The following is an 18703-nucleotide window of genomic DNA, read 5'->3' as shown; positions in this document are numbered from 1 at the left end:
AGTTTCCTCATGGCGTCGGGGAGTTTGCGCCGGGCGATCTCCAGGGCGGTGTTGCGCAGGTCGACCAGTTCCACGACGAGGCCGCGTCCGATGCGCACGGAGATGACGAGCGAGGCGGCGACGGCGGCGAGGCCGAGCAGGACGGCGGCGCCGGCGGGGGTCAGAAGCCCTCGGGTGAAGGGGTCGGCGTCCCGCGCGACACCGCGTGCGGCGTCGTTCTCGATGGTGCGCATGCCGTTCTGCACGCGCGCGTGGGCGGTGCTCCAGGCGCTCTCGGGGGCCGCATCGACGGCCTTGGCGCCCGGCCCCGGGCGAGGACGCCGTCCTCGGCGTCGGTCACGGTGGTGAAGGCGATGTCGTCGGCCAGGGTGTCCCAGGCGGCGCGTTCTGTGCCGCTCAGATCCGCGACGGCCGATGCGGTGAGCGTGCGGCGCAGTTCGACGGCGCCGGTGAAGAGCCGGAACCGCTCGCCGCTCAGGGTGCCGTCCAGGCGGGCACTCGCCAGCACCGCGTCCTCCTGGGCGAGCGCCTCGCCCGCGCGGGCGAACTCCAGCAGCACGCGCGCGTCGGATCCGAGATCGGCGTCCTGGATCCCCGTGAGGGCACCTTCGACGCCGAGAGCGGCCGCGATGGTCCGGGTGTAGCGGTCGTACGTCTCGGCCCAGCCGGCGCGCCGCTCCCGTACCGCGGAGCGCAACGGCCGTAGGTGTTCGGCGCCGGTGACGAACTGCTCGAGCCGGTGGGCCACTCCGGTGGGCAGTTCCCCGCTGTCGGCGACGGTGTTGCCGCTGCCGAGCCGCAGTTTCGCGACGGCCCGGTCGGTGCGCCGGGCGAGCTCGTCCAGTTCGCCGGTGCGGACGGCGGACGGATCGGTGGCGTGCCGTACGGCGGCCGCGCGTTCCGCCTGGAGGGCGGTGACGGCGGCCGAGACGGGGGCGCGGACCGTGGCGTCCACGCGCTGGACCTGCCGCAGCCGGGAGATGTCCTGGGCGGTGGTCACGGTGGCGTAGCCCCACAGCGCCAGGAGGGAGACGACCGGCACCATCAGCAGGCAGACGATCTTGGCCCGCACGGTGCGCGGGCGTATGTGCCAGCGCTCCGCCCGCGCGGGTATCCCGTCCGCCGTGGCGCCCGGGTCCGTGTCGGGGCCCTCTTCGGCCGGTGGTCCGGCGTGCGCACGGCGACCGCGCACGGGCGGAGGCGGCGGCTCGACGCCGTCGGTGGGGCTCCTACGGGGTGTTCGCATGGACTCCTCGCTCGGGAGTGGGTCGGGGGCGGGCGAGCCGGAGTTCGGGCCGGGGACACCGCCGGGGTTCGGGGCGCACGGCGGGACCGGAGGCGGTCGTCGAGCCGTTCGCTAGGGGGCCGCGTTCTGAACGGGCCGCTGGGCCGAGGCGGACGCCGCTCGCTCCCCCGCGGTCGGAGACAGGGCGACGAAGGCCGAGGTGAGGAAGAGGTAGGAGCCGAGGCCGACGGCGAGGGGGAAGATGAACTGCATCGCCGTCGCCCCGGGCAGGGCCTCCCCGGAAGGCGTCACGCGCACCCCCACCGCGAACATCCCGGTGTAGTGCATGCTGCTGACGGCCGCGCCCATGATCAGCGAGGCGATGGTGACCGCCACGGGCGACTTGATGTTGAGGGCCGCCCACAGGGCCGCCGTCGCGGCGACGACGGCGATCAGCACGGAGAGTCCGACGAGCAGCGGGTCGTAGGTGACGTCTCCGTGCAGACGGACGGCGGCCATGCCCAGGTAGTGCATGCTCGCGACGCCGAGGCCGGTGGTGAGCCCGCCGACGAGCAGCGCCCGGCCCCGGTCCTTGCCGTAGCCGACGGCGAAGACGCCGGCGCTGACGACGACCATGGCGACGAGCAGGCTCAGCAGGGTGAGCGGGACGTCGTAGCGGATGTCGGTGCCGGTGACGCCGAAGCCGAGCATGGCCACGAAGTGCATGGTCCAGATGCCGGTGCCGATCGCCGAGGCGGCGGTGACGAGCCAGTTGCGGCGCGAGCGCCCGGTGGTGGCGAGGGCGCGGACGGTGCAGCGCAGACCGAGCGCGGCGCCTATGCAGGCCATCACGTACGACAGTGCGGGGGTCAGCCACCCCAGGGCTGCGTGGTCCAGGTGTCCCATGGCCCCGGGACGCTAGACCCGGCTGGGGCGCACGAAGGGGGCGCATTTCGAAAGGTGCTGGAATATGTCGCAAGGAGGTGCCGGAACGATCGGGTCACTTTCGAACGTGTGCACTGAGGCGTCCTCCTTGCCGGTGACTCGGCCTCTGTGCCGGTATGGCGCCCTTCAGGCGGGTCATCCCTCTCCGCCGGTGCGACGCCCTCCGGGCGAGTCGTCCCGCTGCGCCGGTGCGGCGCCCTCCGCTCCGGTGCGGCGCCCTCCGCTCCGATGCGGAATCATGCCGTACATGAGCGACGAGCAGACGCGTGTCCAGGAGTTCTTCACCGCCCGCGCCGCCGACTGGGACAGCCGGTTCCCCGACGACGGCCCGGCCTACACCGCCGCGGTGGCCGAACTCGGACTGCGGGCGGGCGACCGGGTGCTCGACGCGGGGTGTGGGACCGGACGCGCCCTGCCGCCCCTGCGAGCCGCCGTGGGGGCCTCGGGCGTGGTCATCGGGGCGGACCTGACGCCGGCGATGCTGCGGGAGGCCGTGCGGGCCGGGCGCGACCGAGACGGGCGGTTGCTGCTCACGGACGTCGCCGCGCTGCCCCTGCGCTCCCGGTCGCTGGACGCCGTGTTCGGGGCCGGTCTCATCTCGCACCTGGGGAGGCCGGCCGAGGACCTGCGGGAGCTGGCGCGCGTGGTGCGCCCCGGCGGGGTGCTGGCGCTGTTCCACCCGATCGGCAGGGCGGCTCTCGCGGCCCGCCACGGCCGCCCGCTCACCCCGGACGACCTGCGTGCCGAGCCCAACCTCCGCCCCCTGCTGGCCGGTTCCGGCTGGCGTCTGACCTCGTACGCCGACGAGGACTCCCGCTTCCTCGCGCTGGCCGTGCGCGAGGACTGAGCCGTCGCGTCAGCCCTCCTCGGCGTCCGGCGCGGCGTGCCGCACGGGGCAGCCCCGGACACCCGGGACCGGGCGGGTGCCGAGGTCGGCGATCCGGTAGCCGTAGGGGTAACTCTTGATCTCCCAGTTCTGGCGGGCGAAGTGCGGGGCGCGCCGGGGCGGCAGCAGACGGACGGCTCGGCCCCGGAGCCGGACCGCGCGACGCACCCACGCGCGCGTGGCGGCGCTCGGCGGGGTGTAGCGGAAGGCGCGCAGCAGCGAGTCGTCGAGCAGCGCGAGGGTCGTGGTGCGCAGCAGGGGCGCGAGGGGGGCGGGGTACCAGGAGGCCATCAGAGCGAGCGTGGCGTCCGACACGCGCCGGGCGTCCTCGTCCCAGGCGAAGTGGGCGGCCTCGTAGGAGTCGAGGAAGCTCTCGAACTCCTCGTAGGTCTCGGGGATGTCCTTGATGCCCATGTGCCGGCCCAGGGTGCGGTAGTGGACGACACTGGCGACGATCTCGTGGCGTGACATCCTGCGCCAGCCGTAGGCGTCGATCCACCGCTTGGGCATCACGACGAAGGTGCAGAGCACGTAGCGCATGTCGTCGTCGCTGATGTCGTAACTGCGGTGCATCTGGTTGACGCGGCGGATCGCGGTCCGGCCCTGGTCACTTGCGAAACCGTGCTCGACCACGGCGTCCAGGAGCAGCGAGGTGTCGTCGTAGCGCTTCTGCGTCCGGTCGGTGAGCTCCGCGGTCCGCGCGAGCAGCCGGCCGATGCCGGGGACGGCGTACGTGCGGTACAGAGCCAGCTCCAGGGCACGTGTGAAGTCCCAGGGGAACTCGTAGGCCACGCTGAGCCGGTAGATCTCTGTAGCCTCCTCGTACGGGTCCATCCGCCGGATCTGTTCGAGCCGTGAAAAGCGCTTCACCGTGCCGTCCCCCTTCTGCCACAGGTTCACCAACTTTACGTTGGGGGCAGGGAGATGGAGGAAGTGGCACCGCGGGGGCGCAGGGGGAGAGGTGGTCAGCATGTGGGGCAGGTTCCGCAAGGCCGGGGGAAGGGTCGCCGACGCGTGGCGCACCGAGCCGAAGGCAGCTGGCGAAGAGCGCCCGCACAATCTGTTCGAGGCCGCGGCGACGTATGTCACGGCGAGCGCGGAGGACGACCAGGAGCGGGCCGACGAGGCGGCCGGCTGGGTGTCTCCCGAGGCGCTGTCGTTCGGTGTGAACGAGCTGGCCTGCCGGGCCGTGGTCGCACTCGCCCGGGAACGCGGCGAGTCGCCGGAGACCGTGGCCCGCGGATTGCTGGGGCTGCCGGCGGCGTGAGGGGGCGCCCCTGACGGCCGATTCGCCCCGTCCGCCGGGAAACGGCAGCTCCGAGTGCGCGGGACAGGCCGTGACAAGGTGCTCGCGGGCGCATTAGGGTGCGCGCCGGTGGACGAACCGATGGGGAGGCTGGGATGGCCGGGACGGACGAGGAAGCCGTCGCCGCCGCGGACGACGCACTTTATGTGCTCACGGCGGTGCTGCTGACGCCGGCGAAGTTCCCGAGCGTGCTGGGCGACGACTACCCCGAGGCATGCGCGGCGCTCGGCCTCGCGCCGCTCGCCGACGGCTACGGGCTGGTGCTCGGCCAGGACGGCGAGGGCGCCCGGTGGACGGTGGCCATCGACGACGTCTCCCTGGTGGCCGTGGCGATCGCGTCCTGGGACTGCGGCATGGAGTACGAGCTGTCGCCCGACGAGCGCACGGTTGTCGCGGCCCTGCCCGGCTGGCCCCTGGAGGTCGCCGTCGCGGCCCCCGGGGTGCCCGCGCCCCACGACCCCGACCCGGAGGCGGACGACCGGCCCCCGCTGGCCCCTCCGGACGCCGGTGCCTGGGGTCCGGCCCAGCGGCGCCTGGGAGCCGACGAGATCGCGCTCCAGTGGGCGGCGTGGCGGGAGCAGGTGGACGACGCGGCCTTCCCGGCGCCCGGCTCCACGGCGACGCCGGGTGACGGGGAGGGTGCGGCCGACGGCGAGGGCGCGGCCGGAGGCGCCGAGAGCGGGTCCGAAGGGGGGCACCGCGGCATCCGGCGCGTCCTCGCGGAGGCCCGCGCCTACCTCGACTCGCCGCCGCCTCTGGGCCGGGTCCGGTCGTCGTTCGCGTCGGGTGACGCCAGGACCCTGCGGGCCGACGGTCCGGGCTGGTCGCTCGTGGCCCGGACCGACGACATCGCGTTCGTGCTGCTCGACGAGGAACCCGGTGAGGTGCTGCCGGTGGGCCGGGGGCCGGAGCTGCCGGGCCTCCTCGAAGCGCTCGACAAGATGGCCGTACGGCCGAACTGAGCCGGCTCGGCCGGGCCCGGATGACGCGCCCCCGATGGGGCCGGGCCTCGTCGACACGCCGGTTCGGCCTGGACCCGTCGACACGCCGGTTCGGCCTGGGCCCCGTCGGCACGCCGGTCCGGCCGGGCCCGGTGACGCGTCGATTCGGCCGCCCGGTGACGCGCTGGGCCGGGCCGCCCCGGGTCAGCGCCTCAGCGGCCGAGCTCCTTGCGGGTGGTGCGGCGCAGCCGGCGCCGCTGCGACGGGTCCAGCGCGAGGTACGCGGCGGCCGGGACGCCCAGGATGATCAGGAGTGATGCCCACCAGGGCAGCCAGATCAGCAGGATGAGCCCGACCGCCACACCGCCTGCGGCGATCTTGGCGTTGTTCGACATGACTGTCGCCTCCTTCGCGGTCACTGCCGCTCTCTGTCCCGAGAACGGACCCGCGCTCACGGCGGTTCCGGACCGCGACCCTGAGACATCCCCGAGGTGCGCCCCCTACGCACCCCCGAGACCTCCATGGTGACCCAGCTCACGTACAAGTCACACCCACGCGCATCGAAAGTGCTGTACTCTCGGCGACTCCGTTCCACTAGTCAAATTTGAGGAATCAGTCATAGCCGAGCATCCGACTCCCCCGGACTCTTCCACCGACCTCTGCGAACTGGCCCTCTGCCCCTCGGTGTTCGTGCCCGGCGACCCCGCGCGCGCCGGCAGGGTCGCCTTCTGGCGGCCCGATGGAACCGCTCCTCCGGTCGTGGCGTCCGCGTCCGTCGCGGACCTGACCGTCGTCGTGCCTCACGGCGGCGGGGTCGAGGAGGTGAGTGTGCCCGCCACCCTGGTGCCGGTGCGCTCGGCCCTGCCGGTCCTCACGCGTGCGCGCGCCGACGGACAAGGGCACCGGTCCACGGTCTTCTGGGGCGCCGCGGCCCTGCACGCCCTGCACCTCGTGGCGCGCGGGCTGCTGCTGCCCGGCCTGTCCCCGGGCGACCACGACGCCTGGCGCGCGGGCCCCCTGCGCACACCGGACGTCGAGGCCGTACGCCGTCTCGCCGCCGCGATGCCCCCCGAGGCGCACGCCGTGCCCCTGGAAGGTGCCGGGCCCGGGCGACTGCCGGACCCGGAGCAGCTCCTGCGCGCCTTCCTCGACGCGGTCGCCGACACCCTGCCCCGCTCCCCCGCCGCCGTGCTGGTGACGGGCGGCCCGGCCTACGCCGCGCCCGAGCCGGTGCGGATGCCCGGGCAACGCGCCTGGGCCGCCGATGTCGCCGCAGGACACGACGCGGGCGTCCGGCTGTCGTTGCGGATCGAGGCGGACGGCCTGGGAGACGCGGTGGCCGACGACTCGGACGTGCGGTTCCGAGCCGTGCCGCAGGTGCACAGCGTGAGCGATCCCGCGCTGGTCGCGGACGCCGCGGACGTCTGGGCCGGCGCCGGGGGCGAGGCCTTCGGCCCGCGTGCGCGGATGGACGCCCTCCTCGCGTTGCGCCGTGCGGCCCGGGCCTGGGCCCCGCTCACGCCTCTGCTGTCGAAGACGGTTCCGGACGCGGCCGAACTCGCCGACGAGGAGGTCACCGAGCTTCTCGGCGCGGGCGCCCGTGCGCTGAGCGCGGCCGGGGTCGACGTGCACTGGCCCAAGGGGCTGACCCGCGAGTTCACCACGCATGCCGAGGTGGGCCCGGCCGAAGGCGAGCCGGAGTCCGGCCGGTCCTTCGCGGCCGTGCCGTCGTTCCTGTCCGCCGACGCGCTGCTGGCCTTCTCCTGGTCGTTCGCCCTCGGTGACCGGCGGCTGGACAGGGAGGAACTGGACCGGCTGGCCGAGGCCAAACGTCCGGTGGTGCGACTGCGCGACCAGTGGGTCCTGATCGACCCTCAGGAGGTGCGCGTGGCCCGCTCCCGGCAGGACCGCAAGGTGACACCGGTGGATGCCCTGGGCGCTGCCCTGACGGGCTGGGCGGAGGTGGAGGGCCGCCGGGTGGAGGTACGGCCCACCGGGTGGCTGGCCGCCCTGCGGGAGCGGCTGGCCGACCCCGAGGGACAGCAGCCGGTGGAGCAGCCGGCCGCCCTCGCGGCCACCCTGCGGGACTACCAGCGGCGGGGCCTGAACTGGCTCTCCGGTATGACGTCGCTGGGCCTGGGATGCTGTCTCGCCGACGACATGGGACTCGGCAAGACGATCACCCTGATCGCCCTCCATCTGCACCGGCAGACCGCGTCGGAGTCCGCCGGACCCACCCTGGTGGTCTGCCCGACGTCCCTGATGGGCAACTGGCAGCGGGAGATCGAACGGTTCGCGCCCGGCACACCGGTGCGGCGCTTCCACGGCGCCGGACGCGGCCTGGACGACCTGGCGGACGGCGAGTTCGTGCTGACCACGTACGGCACGATGCGCCTGGACGCGCCCCGGCTGGCCGGAGTGCCGTGGGGCCTGCTCGTGGCGGACGAGGCCCAGCACGTGAAGAACCCCTACTCCTCTACCGCGCGGGAGCTGCGTTCCATCGGGGCACGCGCGCGCGTGGCGCTCACCGGCACCCCGGTGGAGAACAACCTCTCGGAGCTGTGGGCGATCCTCGACTGGACGACGCCGGGGCTGCTGGGCCGGCTCGGCACCTTCCGCCGGCGGTACGCGGAAGCCGTCGAGGGCGGCCGGGACCCGGCCGCGGCCGACCGTCTGGCCCGGCTCGTCGGTCCGTTCCTGCTGCGGCGCCGCAAGTCCGACCCGGGGATCGCGCCCGAGTTGCCGCCCAAGACCGAGACGGATCACGCCGTGTCGCTCACCCAGGGGCAGGCGGCGCTGTACGAGGCGGTGGTGCGCGAGGCGCTCACGGAGATCTCCGGCGCCGGCAGCATGGCCCGCCGGGGCCTGATCGTGAAGCTGCTGACCGGTCTCAAGCAGATCTGCAACCACCCGGCCCAGTACCTCAAGGAGGACCGTCCGGTGATCGCCGGACGGTCGGGGAAGCTGGAGCTGCTGGACGAACTGCTCGACACGATCCTCGCCGAGGGGGCGGGGGTGCTGGTGTTCACGCAGTACGTGCAGATGGCCCGTCTTCTGGAGCGGCATCTGGCCGCCCGGGGCACGCCGACGCAGTTCCTGCACGGCGGGACCCCGGTCCCGGAGCGCGAGGCCATGGTGCGGCGCTTCCAGGACGGTGAGGTGCCGGTGTTCCTGCTGTCGCTGAAGGCGGCGGGCACCGGCCTGAACCTCACGCGGGCCGAGCACGTCGTGCACTACGACCGCTGGTGGAACCCGGCGGTCGAGGCGCAGGCCACCGACCGCGCGTACCGCATCGGCCAGACCCGTCCCGTGCAGGTGCACCGGATCATCGCGGAGGGAACCATCGAGGACCGCATCGCCGAACTGCTGCTGCGCAAGCGGGAGCTGGCCGATTCGGTGCTGGGCGCGGGTGAGGCGGCGCTCACGGAACTCACGGACGCGGAACTGTCGGATCTGGTCGAACTGCGAGGGGACCTGCGATGAGTCGGCACGAGGGCGACACGGAACGCACCTTCGCGGCGCTGCCGCCCGCGCAGGGACGGGGCTTCGCACAGACCTGGTGGGGTCAGGCGTGGCTGACGGCGCTGGAGGGCACGGCGCTGGACTCGGCGCAGCTCAAGGCGGGGCGCCGGCTCGCCCGCGCGGGTGCGGTCGGCGCGGTGTCGGTGCGGCCGGGGCGGCTCACGGCCGTCGTCCAGGACCGCGACCGCACGGCACACCGGGCCGACGTGCTGCTGGAGGAGCTCTCGCCCGGACAGTGGGAGCGTTTCCTGGACATGGCGGCCGAGCGGGCCGGTCATGTGGCGGCGCTGCTGGACCGGGACATGCCGCCGCACCTGGTCGAGGACGCGGCGGACGCGGGCGTCGAACTTCTGCCCGGCCTGGGTGATCTGGAGCCCCGGTGCGACTGCGGGGGCTGGGACCACTGCGGGCACACGGCGGCACTCTGCTACCAGGTGGCACGGCTGCTGGACCAGGACCCGTTCGTCCTGCTGCTGATGCGCGGGCGCGCCGAGGCCACCGTGCTGGACGACCTCCAGACACGGGGCGGCTCCACGTCCGGTGCCGGGCTCGCGGGGCCTTCGGGGGTGGACGCGGCGGAGGCGTACGCGGCCGGTGACATCCTGCCCCCGCTGCCGCCCCTGCCCGAGCTGCCCGACGAGCCGGGGGCGCCACCGTCCCTGGACACCGAGACGCCGCCCGCTCCCGGCGTCGACCCGGACGCGCTGGAGTTCCTCGCGGCGCGGACCGCCGTACGGGCTCACACACTGCTCACGAGGGCGCTCAGGGGCGGCTTCGAGGCGGAGCTGACGCTGCCGCAGGACGCGGCGCGGCTGGCCGCGGGCTCTCCGGGACGGGAGATGCGGGACCGGCTCGCCGACGGATCGGGACGCGGCCGAGAGGGGCTCGCGGCGGCGGTCCGTGCTTGGCGGCACGGCGAGGCGGCCGCGCTGTCCGTCCTCGACGAGGAGTGGCGGGTGGAGGGCGACGCGCTCGCACGCGCGCGTGCCGCCCTGGACTCGGCCTGGGAGACGGACGACCGGCCGGAGCTGCGGGCGCGCGGCAACCGCTGGACGGTCGTCGGGGCACCGGCCCAGCTGCGTCTCGGCCGGGACGGCCGCTGGTGGCCCTACCGCAAGGAACGTGGACGCTGGCTGCCCGCCGGAGGCGCCGCACAGGACCCGGCGACGGCCCTGGCCGCAGCGGTGGCCCCGGCTTCGGCGGAACTCGCTCCTGGGAGCCACGCCCCAGGAGGTCCGGAGGAGGCCCCCTCCGGCGCCGGACGGTAGGAGCCCGGACCCTGCCGGAGGGCGGCAGGTGTCAGGGCAGTGGTTCGCCCCTGTCCAGGGAGGGCAGGAGCGATGCGACGCCGCTCGGCAGATCGCCGGGCAGATCGCTCGGCAGCCGGGTCGGGAAGCCCGACGGCAGCCGCGTGGGCAGCTCACTGGGCAGCCTGGTGGGCAGCTCGGTCGGGATACCGAAGGAGGGAGTGGGAGTGCGGCCGCTGCTCCCGCCCTCCGGCTCGCCGTCCGGGGAGTCGTCCCGCCCCGAGGCCATCAGCACCACGAGGGACACGGCCACGGCGGCCACGAGGACGGCGAGCAGGACGAGCAGCGGATTGCGGCGCCGGGGAGGCCCGGGCGGATGCGGCGGTACGGGAGGCATGGCCATACCGACCAGAGTCGCCGCGCACCGCTCACCCCGGGAGAGGCGTGCGGAAGCTGGTACGCACCCAGGGCGTGGACCGCACGATTCCGGAGCATGTCGGGCCCGTCGGCCGGACGGATGGACGGCAGGAACGGCCGCCGACGGGCCCGCACGCGCGCGTGGTCTCAGCCACGCGCCCCCAGCAGGTGGTCCATCGCCAGCTGGTCCAGGTGCTCGAAGGCCATGCCGCGCGCGGCAGCCGCCTCCACGTCGAACGACTCGAACGCCGACCGGTCGGCGAGCAGTGCCTGGAGGCCGTCCTCGGCGGTGGGCTGGGCCAGCTCGTCCAGGCGGGCCGCGCGCAGGGCCTCCTGGACCTCCGGGTCGGCGCGGAAGGCGGCCGCGCGCTCCTTGAGGATGAGGTAGTTGCGCATGCAGCCGGCCGCCGAGGCCCACACGCCGTCGAGGTCCTCGGTCCGCGGCGGCTTGAAGTCGAAGTGGCGCGGACCGGTGTAGCCCGCCGACTCCAGCAGGTCGACCAGCCAGAAGGCGGCGCGCAGGTCACCGGCGCCGAAACGCAGGTCCTGGTCGTACTTGATGCCGGACTGGCCGTTGAGGTCGATGTGGAACAGCTTGCCCGCCCACAGCGCCTGCGCGATGCCGTGCGGGAAGTTCAGACCGGCCATCTGCTCGTGCCCGACCTCGGGGTTCACGCCGTACAGCTCGGGGCGCTCCAGGCGCTCGATGAACGCCAGGGCGTGGCCGACGGTCGGCAGCAGGATGTCGCCGCGCGGCTCGTTCGGCTTGGGCTCGATGGCGAAGCGCAGGTCGTAGCCCTGGGAGGTGACGTACTCGCCGAGCAGGTCGAAGGCCTCCTTCATCCGGTCCAGGGCGACGCGCACGTCCTTGGCGGCGCCGGACTCGGCCCCCTCGCGCCCGCCCCACGCGACGTACACCTCGGCGCCGAGCTCGACGGCGAGGTCGATGTTGCGGATGGTCTTGCGCAGGGCGTAGCGGCGCACGTCGCGGTCGTTGGCGGTGAACGCGCCGTCCTTGAAGACGGGGTGTGTGAAGAGGTTGGTGGTGGCCATCGGGACCTTCATGCCCGTGGCGTCCAGTGCCTGCCGGAAGCGCTTGATGTGCGCCTCGCGCTCGGTGTCGCCCGACCCGAACGGGATCAGGTCGTCGTCGTGGAAGGTCACACCGTGGGCGCCCAGCTCGGCCAGGCGCTGCACCGTCTCGACCGGGTCGAGGGCACGCCGCGTGGCGTCGCCGAAGGGGTCCCGTCCCTGCCAGCCGACGGTCCACAGGCCGAACGTGAACCTGTCCTCGGGGGTGGGCTGGTAGCTCATGCCGCGGCTCCTTGCTCGCTGAGGGTATTTCGTCATGCCGATTTACAAATTAGTATGCGAGCACCTCTCTGGGAAGAGACAAGGTGCCTCCGAACGGAGACACGTGCCGCGCGCAGTAGGGAGAAGCCCGATGTCAGCAGCCGAGGGTCCGCTCGTCGTCGGTGTGGATTCGTCCACCCAGTCCACCAAGGCGCTGGTGGTCGACGCGTCCACCGGCCGGGTGGTCGCGAGCGGCCAGGCGCCGCACACGGTCTCCTCGGGGGCCGGGCGCGAGAGCGACCCGCGTCAGTGGTGGGACGCGCTGTGCGAGGCCTTGCACCAGTGCGGTGAGGCGGCGCACGAGGCGGCCGCCGTGTCGGTCGGGGGCCAGCAGCACGGCCTGGTCACCCTGGACGGCCGGGGTGAGCCGGTACGGCCCGCCCTGCTGTGGAACGACGTGCGTTCGGCGCCGCAGGCCCGCCGGCTGACGGAGGAACTGGGCGGCGCGAAGGTCTGGGCCGAGCGCACCGGGAGCGTGCCCGCCGCCTCGTTCACGGTCACCAAATGGGCCTGGCTGGCCGAGCACGAGCCGGAGGCGGTCCGCGCCACGAAGGCCGTGCGGCTCCCCCACGACTACCTCACCGAGCGGCTCACCGGGCAGGGCACGACCGACCGCGGCGACGTCTCCGGGACGGGCTGGTGGGCGTCCGGGACGGAGGCCTACGACGAGGAGATCCTGGCGCGCGTGGGGCTCGACCCGGCCCTGCTGCCGCGTGTGGTCCGGCCCGGCGAGATCGCGGGCACGGTGCGCGACCATCACGATCTGCCGTTCTCCAAGGGCACTCTGGTCGCGCCCGGCACCGGCGACAACGCCGCAGCCGCGCTGGGTCTGGGAGTGCGCCCCGGGGTTCCGGTGATGAGCCTCGGCACCTCGGGCACGGTGTACGCGGTGTCGCAGCGGCGGCCCGCCGACCCGAGCGGCACGGTGGCGGGCTTCGCCGACGCCCGCGGCGACTGGCTGCCGCTGGCCTGCACCCTGAACTGCACGCTCGCCGTCGACCGCGTCGCGGCGCTGCTGGGTCTCGACCGCGAGGCCGTGGAACCCGGCACGGCCGTGACGCTGCTGCCCTACCTGGACGGCGAACGCACCCCGAACCTGCCGAACGCCTCCGGCCTGCTGCACGGCCTGCGTCACGACACGACCGCCGGCCAGCTGCTCCAGGCCGCCTACGACGGCGCCGTGCACTCCCTGCTCGGGGCGCTCGACCTGGTCCTCGACCAGGACGCGGACCCCTCGGAGCCGCTGCTCCTCATCGGCGGCGGTGCCCGCGGCACCGCCTGGCAGCAGACCGTACGGCGGCTGTCGGGACGGCCCGTGCAGGTGCCGGAGGCCAAGGAGCTGGTCGCGCTGGGGGCTGCCGCGCAGGCGGCCGGGCTGCTGACCGGGGAGGACCCGGCGGCGGTCGCGCGACGCTGGGACACCGCGGCCGGGCCCGTGCTGGACGCCGTCGAGCGGGACCAGGAGACGCTGGCCAGGATCGCCGGGGTACTCTCCGACGCGGCTCCGCTGCTGGAGCGGCCCACCGACACCCACTGAGGACTGGCGTCAGGCATGACCGCACCGCTGCACGAGGCACGTCACGCCGGGCCGGGACGCGTCCTGCCCGACACCCAGCAGGGCATGCGCCGCCGCAACCTCGCCCGCGTCCTGCACACGGTCCGCGACGAGGGGCAGCTGTCCCGGGCCGCCGTCGCCTCGCGGATCGGTCTGACCCGCGCGGCGGTCTCAACCCTCGTCGACGAACTCGTCCGCTCGGGACTTCTCGAGGAACTGGGGCCCGAGCGCCCCGGCCGGGTGGGCCGCCCCGGCTCCGCGCTCGCCGTCAGCGCACGCGGCCCGGCCGGCATCGGAGCGGAGGTCGGCGTCGACCATCTCGCGGTCTGCGCCGTGGACCTGCGCGGCACGACCCGGTCACGGGCGATACGGCAGGGAGCGAACCGCGGCCGCTCCCCTCGACCCGTGCTCGCGGAACTCACCGAGCTGATCCGGCAGGTCGTCGCCGAGGCGGAGGGCGAGGGCCTGTGGCCGGCCGGACTCGCCGTGGCGGTGCCGGGCCTGGTCGCGCGTGACGCCCGGACCGTCGTGCGCGCCCCGAACCTCGGCTGGCACGACACGGACCTCGCCGAGCTGCTCCCGGCGGACCTCCCGCTGACCGTGGACAACGAGGCCAACTTCGGCGCTCTCGCCGAACTCTGGCTGGGCGACGGCACGCCCCAGGACTTCCTGCACGTCTCGGCGGAGATCGGCATCGGCGGGGCGGTCGTGGTGGACGGCGGGCTGCTGCGCGGAACCCGCGGTTTCGCGGGTGAACTGGGGCACGTCCCGGTCCGGCCGGACGGGCCGGAGTGCGCCTGCGGCGGGCGGGGCTGCCTGGAGCAGTACGCCGGCGAGGAGGCCGTGCTGCGCGCGGCCGGACTGCAACCCGACGAGGACCGGGTCGGGCTGCTCGCGGGGCGCGCCGCGGAGGGCGACGAGAACGTACGCCGTGCCCTGCGCGAGGCCGGTACGGCGCTCGGTGTGGCCCTGACCGGGGCGGTCAACCTGCTCGACCCGCGAAGCGTGGTCCTGGGCGGTGAACTCTCCGGGCTGGCGCCGTGGCTGCTGCCCTCGCTGCGGGACGAGCTGGCCCGTCGCACGGCGGGCCCGGTCTGCCCCGTGTCCGTGTCCGCGCTGGGTCCCCAGGGGCCGCTGCTGGGGGCCGCGCACTCGGTGGTGCGGGCGGTGCTCGACGACCCGGCGTCCGTCGCCGGGCAGGCCTGAAAAGAGTCACCGGACACAGTCACCAGATCGTCTCTCGCCTCGCCAATCACCCGGCCGGGTGAGGGAGTTGTCCACATCCGCAGGTCCGTCCACCGCGACGCACCGCCTCCCCGCACGCCGCCGGCAGGAGCCGTAACTTGATCACCGCGGGCCGCGACCACGACGCCGCCGCTCCGCTCAGTCGATCAGGACACACCCTCCCGTCGAGCCCGGAAGAGGCACACACCCATGGAACGCACCACCTCCTTCCCCAGTCGGCGCGGCATCCTCGCGGGCGCCGCCCTCACCGCCGTCCCCTCCGTCCTGCTCACCGGCGGCCGGGCCGGTGCCCGGCCCCAGGCCGTCGATCACCCCGGAGCGGCGTGGCACCCGGCGAGCCGCGGCAACTACACGCCGTCGAACCGCCCGCGCGCCCATCCGCTGCGCTACGTGGTCATCCACGTGGCGCAGACGACCTTCTCCGGCACCCTGTCCGTGTTCCGGGACCCCGGGAAGAAGGTGTCCGCGCACTACGTGGTGCGCTCCTCCGACGGGCGCGTGGCGCAGTGTGTGCGCGAGTCCGACATCGCGTGGCACGCGGGGAACTGGGACTACAACACCCGCAGCATCGGCATCGAGCACGAAGGCTGGGTGGACCGGCCCGGGTACTTCACCGACGCCATGTACGAGCGGTCCGCCCGGCTCACCGCGGCGATCTGCGCGCGGTACGGCATCCCGAGGAACCGCGCCCACATCATCGGCCACCACGAGGTGCCGGGCAGCGACCACACCGACCCCGGCCGGCACTGGGACTGGAAGCGCTACCTGAGACTCGTCACCTCCGCCTGAACGCCCGCTCGGCGCGGGGCGGTTCACCTCACGTCCCGGTTACGAATCGCTCAACTGCTGGTTGCGGACCGGTGAGCAGGCGACGATGGGGCCATGACTTGGGCCCAGCGCGCCATGGAGCGCCTGCAGGCCTGGCCCGACCTCATGGCGGGCCCGGCGAGTTGCGGTACCGGAAGGGCGCTCCGTTCCGCCCGTGACGAGATCGTCCACTTCCACTCCTCGCGGGACGTGGACCTCCACCTCACCCGCCGGGCCATCCAGCGCTTCCACTACGACCTCGCCGGTTCGAGCGCGATCCACCTGCTGCCCGGCTCGTGCTGGGTGACGGTCCACCTCGACTGCGAGGCGGACGTCGATCTGCTGCTGAGCCTGGTGAGCATCGCCCTCAAGGCCCACCAGAACCGGCCCGCGGACGCGGCGGAACCGGGGCGCACGGGGTGCAACTTCCACCGGGTCACGGTGCTGCCGAGGGACGCCGTCGCGGGCGGCTGAACCTCACCGCTCGTAGGCCGGGTCCGCCGATCGACCGTGCGCCCGCGCGCCCGCGCACGTCACGCCGTTCGACACCGGAACGGGTGACGGCTGAGCACCCAGAGGGGTGCGTTTTTTCAGCCGTTCCCGCGGAGACGGCGCTCAGCCACCCTGCCGGGCCCCGTGGTCTGGTGCACTGCCCCGAGGAGTCCGGACGGTTGACGAGGCATCAGGGGGCACGGTGACAGGTCGGCACAGGCGCGGCGGAGCGGGCAGAGCGGTACTGGCGTTCGTCACGGCCTTCGGCGCGCTGACCGGCGCGGCCCTGGCGGGGGCGGCTCCGGCCGGCGCCGTCCAGAAGGGCGGGCGGGTCGCGCCGGGCGTGACGTACGAGGAGTTCGACATCGAGGCGGCCAAGGGGGTGACGCACGCACATCTGCTGAAGGTCGACCTGAGCAATCCTCAGGTGCGGGTGGATCTGCTGTACCCGGGGGCGGTGGCCTCGCGCGCACAGGTCTCGGCGATGGCGGACACCCAGGGGGCCGTCGCCGGTGTCAACGGTGACTTCTTCAACATCACCGAGACCCAGCATCCGGGCGTCGAGGCGACCGGGGCGAGTGTGGGACCGGCGATCGCCGCCGGGCGGACGCTCAAGGCGGCCGTGCCGAACGGCCAGCGCTTCGGACCGGCCCTGCCACCCGGTACGACCACCGAGGACGTGTTCGGCGTGGACGGCGACGGGCGGGCACGACTGGACCGGCTGAAGCTCTCCGGGGTGGTCCGCACGGCCGAGGCGCAGCTGCCTCTGGGCGGGCTCAACCAGTACGCGCTGCCGGTGGGTTCGGTCGGCGCGTTCACCTCCGACTGGGGCAGCGTCTCCCGGGTCCGCGCCACGTGCGGCACGGACACCGACCGCGCCGCTCCGTGCAGCACGGACACCTACGAGGTGACGGTCCGCGACGGCAAGGTCGTCTCGGCCGCCGACACCCCGGGCAGCGGTGCCATCGCCGCGGGCACCACGGTGCTGGTCGGCCGGGAGGCGGGCGCCCAGCAGTTGCGCAAGTTCTCCACCGGGGAGCCGGTCGAGGTCGAACACGGTCTGGTGGCGGCCTCGGACGGCGCCGCGTACCGGGTCGCCCTCGGTGGCTACCCGGTCCTCACGGGCGGGCAGCCGCTGCCGGGGCTCGACACCACGACGTCGGCCGTCCGTACGGCCGTGGGGATCGCCGACGGGGGGCGGCGCGTGCTGCTGTTCGCGCTGGACGGTGCCGCCGCCTACCGCAGCGGGCTGACGATCGCCGAAGTCGCCGCCACGCTGCGGGACCTGGGAGCCGAGGACGCCTTCAGCCTGGACGGCGGCGGATCGTCGACCCTGGTCGCCCGGAAGCAGGGCGCGAGCACGGTCTCGGTGCGCAACCACCCCAGTGGCGGCGCCGAGCGCCTCGTCCCGAACGGCATCGGCGTGTTCTCGGGGTGAGCTCAGGGCCGCAGACCGCTGACGATGTCCGCCGTCGCCGTGAGGCCGCTGTGGATGGTGGGGGCGATGCTGGTGCTGGCCAGGTAGAAGCCGAGCAGCAGACAGACCAGCGCATGGGAGACCTTCAGCCCGCCGTTGCGGAGGAAGATCACCGCAAGGATCAGCAGCAACAGCACCACAGAGATGGAAATGGCCATCGTCAACTCCTCCGCCACGCCGCCATGTCCGGTTCACGGCGTTCGGCCGCAAGTGTGGCGTAGTGGAGGGTTCGTCCGGGCGGCTGACCTGTCCGCCGAACGTGTGGTGTTCGTGTGGTGTTCTTCCTGCCCTATGCCACCCGCCGGGCGTCGAGGAACGCCTCCAGTCCGGCGAGGTCGTCGGTGTTGAGGTGATCGACGCCGGCCGCGAGCAGTTCGCCCCACAGCGCGTCGCGGGCGGGTCCGGCCAGGTCCGGGGTGGCCCAGAACCGCACCCTGCGCCCACGCCGGTGGGCGGCCCTCACGATGCTCCGCAGCTTCTCCCGCTCGGCGTGCGGGAACGGTCCCACGCCCTGCCAGGTGAAGTTGAGCGACCAGTTGTCGCTGATCAGCGGGACGAAGGAGGCCGGGGCCTGGCTGCCGAGGTCGGCGAGGCGGCCGTCGTAGAAGGCGCGCCGGACGGTCTGGGCCTCCATGGGCGCGCGGGCCGCGCGGTCGCCGGAGATCACCACGGTGACCGGGCCGCGGTGGACGCGGCCGTGGGCGTACGTGGTGAACAGGTGCCGGTGGCGCCGGAGGTGGCGGTCGAGTTCGAGGTAGGTCGACGCGCCCTCGGTCTTGATGTCGACGAGCAGTTGGAGCGAGCCGCGGTACCCGCGGTACACCGAGCCGTGGTGGGACCGGACGCGGGCCCCGAGCGGGTCGAGGTAGAGGGACTCGAGGGTGCGGGAGGGGTCGAGGTCGTCCGGGTCGTGGCCGACGAGGAGCCGGTCGCCCACGAGGTGGATGTCGGCCTCGACACTGCCGAAGCGGTGGTCGAGGGCGTCGGACAGGGGGCGCTGGTGCTCGTAGTCGTTGTGGGCGTGGGCGCGCCACAACGGGCGTCGCCGGTCGTTGCGCTCACCGGCCGACGCGGGTGCGGCCGGGAGGGCGATCGAGCCCGTGAGGGCTGCGCCGAGGGCGGTGAGGGCTCGGCGACGGGTGGTGAGGGCCATGCTCTGCCTCCCTGGAGGTGCCGTACGGGAACCCTGCGAGTATGGGGTCCCGGTCGGACCAAGGAGCAGGCCTGTGCGGGGAGTTGGCCGGACTGCCGCCACGCGTTCACTTCGGTGGAGCGGGGTGCGCCA

At 73.9% G+C, this 18703-nt stretch carries 18 protein-coding genes; 10 read left to right on the top strand and 8 right to left on the bottom strand.

The genetic code is table 11. From position 1 onward, the window contains the following. Positions 1-160: 160 nt before the first annotated feature. Both AB0I06_RS22290 and AB0I06_RS22285 read right to left on the bottom strand, forming a co-directional pair. Entirely contained in the window at positions 161-1246 is a 1086-nt protein-coding gene (locus AB0I06_RS22290) for a nitrate- and nitrite sensing domain-containing protein (protein ID WP_363120569.1), read from the bottom strand. 111 nt (positions 1247-1357) lie between these two features. Beyond that, complete coding sequence (locus tag AB0I06_RS22285) at positions 1358-2131, bottom strand: MHYT domain-containing protein (RefSeq protein ID WP_363120568.1); 774 nt, start codon at positions 2129-2131, stop codon at positions 1358-1360. 286 nt (positions 2132-2417) lie between these two features. Between AB0I06_RS22285 and AB0I06_RS22280 the strand changes: the two genes are divergently transcribed. Continuing rightward, a complete protein-coding gene (locus AB0I06_RS22280; protein ID WP_363120567.1) occupies positions 2418-3017 on the top strand; it encodes a class I SAM-dependent methyltransferase in 600 nt (199 codons plus the stop codon). A gap of 9 nt (positions 3018-3026) precedes the next feature. On the opposite strand, the gene AB0I06_RS22275 is transcribed toward AB0I06_RS22280, so the two are convergent. Next, positions 3027-3926, bottom strand: a complete 900-nt coding sequence (locus tag AB0I06_RS22275) for an oxygenase MpaB family protein (protein WP_363120666.1) — start codon at positions 3924-3926, stop codon at positions 3027-3029. 100 nt (positions 3927-4026) lie between these two features. Between AB0I06_RS22275 and AB0I06_RS22270 the strand changes: the two genes are divergently transcribed. Together AB0I06_RS22270 and AB0I06_RS22265 are read left to right on the top strand one after the other, a co-directional pair. Next, positions 4027-4323, top strand: a complete 297-nt coding sequence (locus AB0I06_RS22270) for a hypothetical protein (RefSeq protein ID WP_363120566.1) — start codon at positions 4027-4029, stop codon at positions 4321-4323. Between the two features lie 134 nt (positions 4324-4457). Next, positions 4458-5324 (top strand): hypothetical protein, encoded by an 867-nt coding sequence (locus tag AB0I06_RS22265; protein WP_363120565.1) that lies wholly within the window; start codon positions 4458-4460, stop codon positions 5322-5324. A 191-nt stretch (positions 5325-5515) separates the two neighbouring features. Here the strand turns inward: AB0I06_RS22265 and AB0I06_RS22260 are convergent, their stop codons facing one another. Continuing rightward, the gene (locus AB0I06_RS22260) at positions 5516-5698 is read right to left on the bottom strand and encodes a hypothetical protein (protein ID WP_031107015.1); all 183 of its coding nucleotides are present in this window, start codon (positions 5696-5698) and stop codon (positions 5516-5518) included. Between the two features lie 223 nt (positions 5699-5921). On the opposite strand from AB0I06_RS22260, the gene AB0I06_RS22255 reads away from it, so the two are divergent. Continuing rightward, positions 5922-8786, top strand: coding sequence for a DEAD/DEAH box helicase (locus AB0I06_RS22255; RefSeq protein ID WP_363120665.1), 2865 nt, complete (start codon positions 5922-5924; stop codon positions 8784-8786). After that, positions 8783-10093 (top strand): SWF or SNF family helicase, encoded by a 1311-nt coding sequence (locus tag AB0I06_RS22250; protein ID WP_363120564.1) that lies wholly within the window; start codon positions 8783-8785, stop codon positions 10091-10093. The genes AB0I06_RS22255 and AB0I06_RS22250 overlap by 4 nt, the downstream gene beginning before the upstream one ends. A 31-nt stretch (positions 10094-10124) precedes the next feature. Here the strand turns inward: AB0I06_RS22250 and AB0I06_RS22245 are convergent, their stop codons facing one another. Then, positions 10125-10475: a hypothetical protein gene (locus AB0I06_RS22245; protein WP_363120563.1), complete on the bottom strand. Its 351-nt coding sequence runs from the start codon at positions 10473-10475 to the stop codon at positions 10125-10127. 161 nt (positions 10476-10636) lie between these two features. Further along, on the bottom strand, positions 10637-11803 hold the full coding sequence (gene xylA / locus AB0I06_RS22240; protein WP_363120562.1) for a xylose isomerase: 1167 nt from the start codon (positions 11801-11803) through the stop codon (positions 10637-10639). Between the two features lie 130 nt (positions 11804-11933). Between xylA and xylB the strand changes: the two genes are divergently transcribed. From xylB to AB0I06_RS22215, 5 genes are all read left to right on the top strand, one after another. Beyond that, entirely contained in the window at positions 11934-13379 is a 1446-nt protein-coding gene (gene xylB / locus AB0I06_RS22235; RefSeq protein ID WP_363120561.1) for a xylulokinase, read from the top strand. 15 nt (positions 13380-13394) lie between these two features. Then, on the top strand, positions 13395-14603 hold the full coding sequence (locus AB0I06_RS22230) for an ROK family transcriptional regulator (protein WP_363120560.1): 1209 nt from the start codon (positions 13395-13397) through the stop codon (positions 14601-14603). A 228-nt stretch (positions 14604-14831) separates the two neighbouring features. Continuing rightward, a complete protein-coding gene (locus AB0I06_RS22225; protein ID WP_363120559.1) occupies positions 14832-15431 on the top strand; it encodes an N-acetylmuramoyl-L-alanine amidase in 600 nt (199 codons plus the stop codon). A gap of 93 nt (positions 15432-15524) precedes the next feature. Further along, positions 15525-15923: a luciferase family protein gene (locus tag AB0I06_RS22220; RefSeq protein WP_363120558.1), complete on the top strand. Its 399-nt coding sequence runs from the start codon at positions 15525-15527 to the stop codon at positions 15921-15923. Positions 15924-16143: 220 nt separating this feature from the next. After that, complete coding sequence (locus AB0I06_RS22215) at positions 16144-17379, top strand: phosphodiester glycosidase family protein (protein WP_363120557.1); 1236 nt, start codon at positions 16144-16146, stop codon at positions 17377-17379. Positions 17380-17381: 2 nt separating this feature from the next. Here AB0I06_RS22215 and AB0I06_RS22210 read toward each other — a convergent pair whose 3' ends face one another. Together AB0I06_RS22210 and AB0I06_RS22205 are read right to left on the bottom strand one after the other, a co-directional pair. Beyond that, a complete protein-coding gene (locus AB0I06_RS22210; RefSeq protein ID WP_031107271.1) occupies positions 17382-17576 on the bottom strand; it encodes a hypothetical protein in 195 nt (64 codons plus the stop codon). Positions 17577-17707: 131 nt separating this feature from the next. Continuing rightward, entirely contained in the window at positions 17708-18571 is an 864-nt protein-coding gene (locus AB0I06_RS22205) for a phosphatidylinositol-specific phospholipase C/glycerophosphodiester phosphodiesterase family protein (protein WP_363120556.1), read from the bottom strand. Positions 18572-18703 lie beyond the last annotated feature (132 nt).

The organism is Streptomyces sp. NPDC050674 (genome assembly GCF_040654575.1).
Lineage (GTDB): Bacteria > Actinomycetota > Actinomycetes > Streptomycetales > Streptomycetaceae > Streptomyces.
Note: the sequence above shows the minus strand (reverse complement) of the source record. Positions and strands in the feature narration are given on the sequence as shown.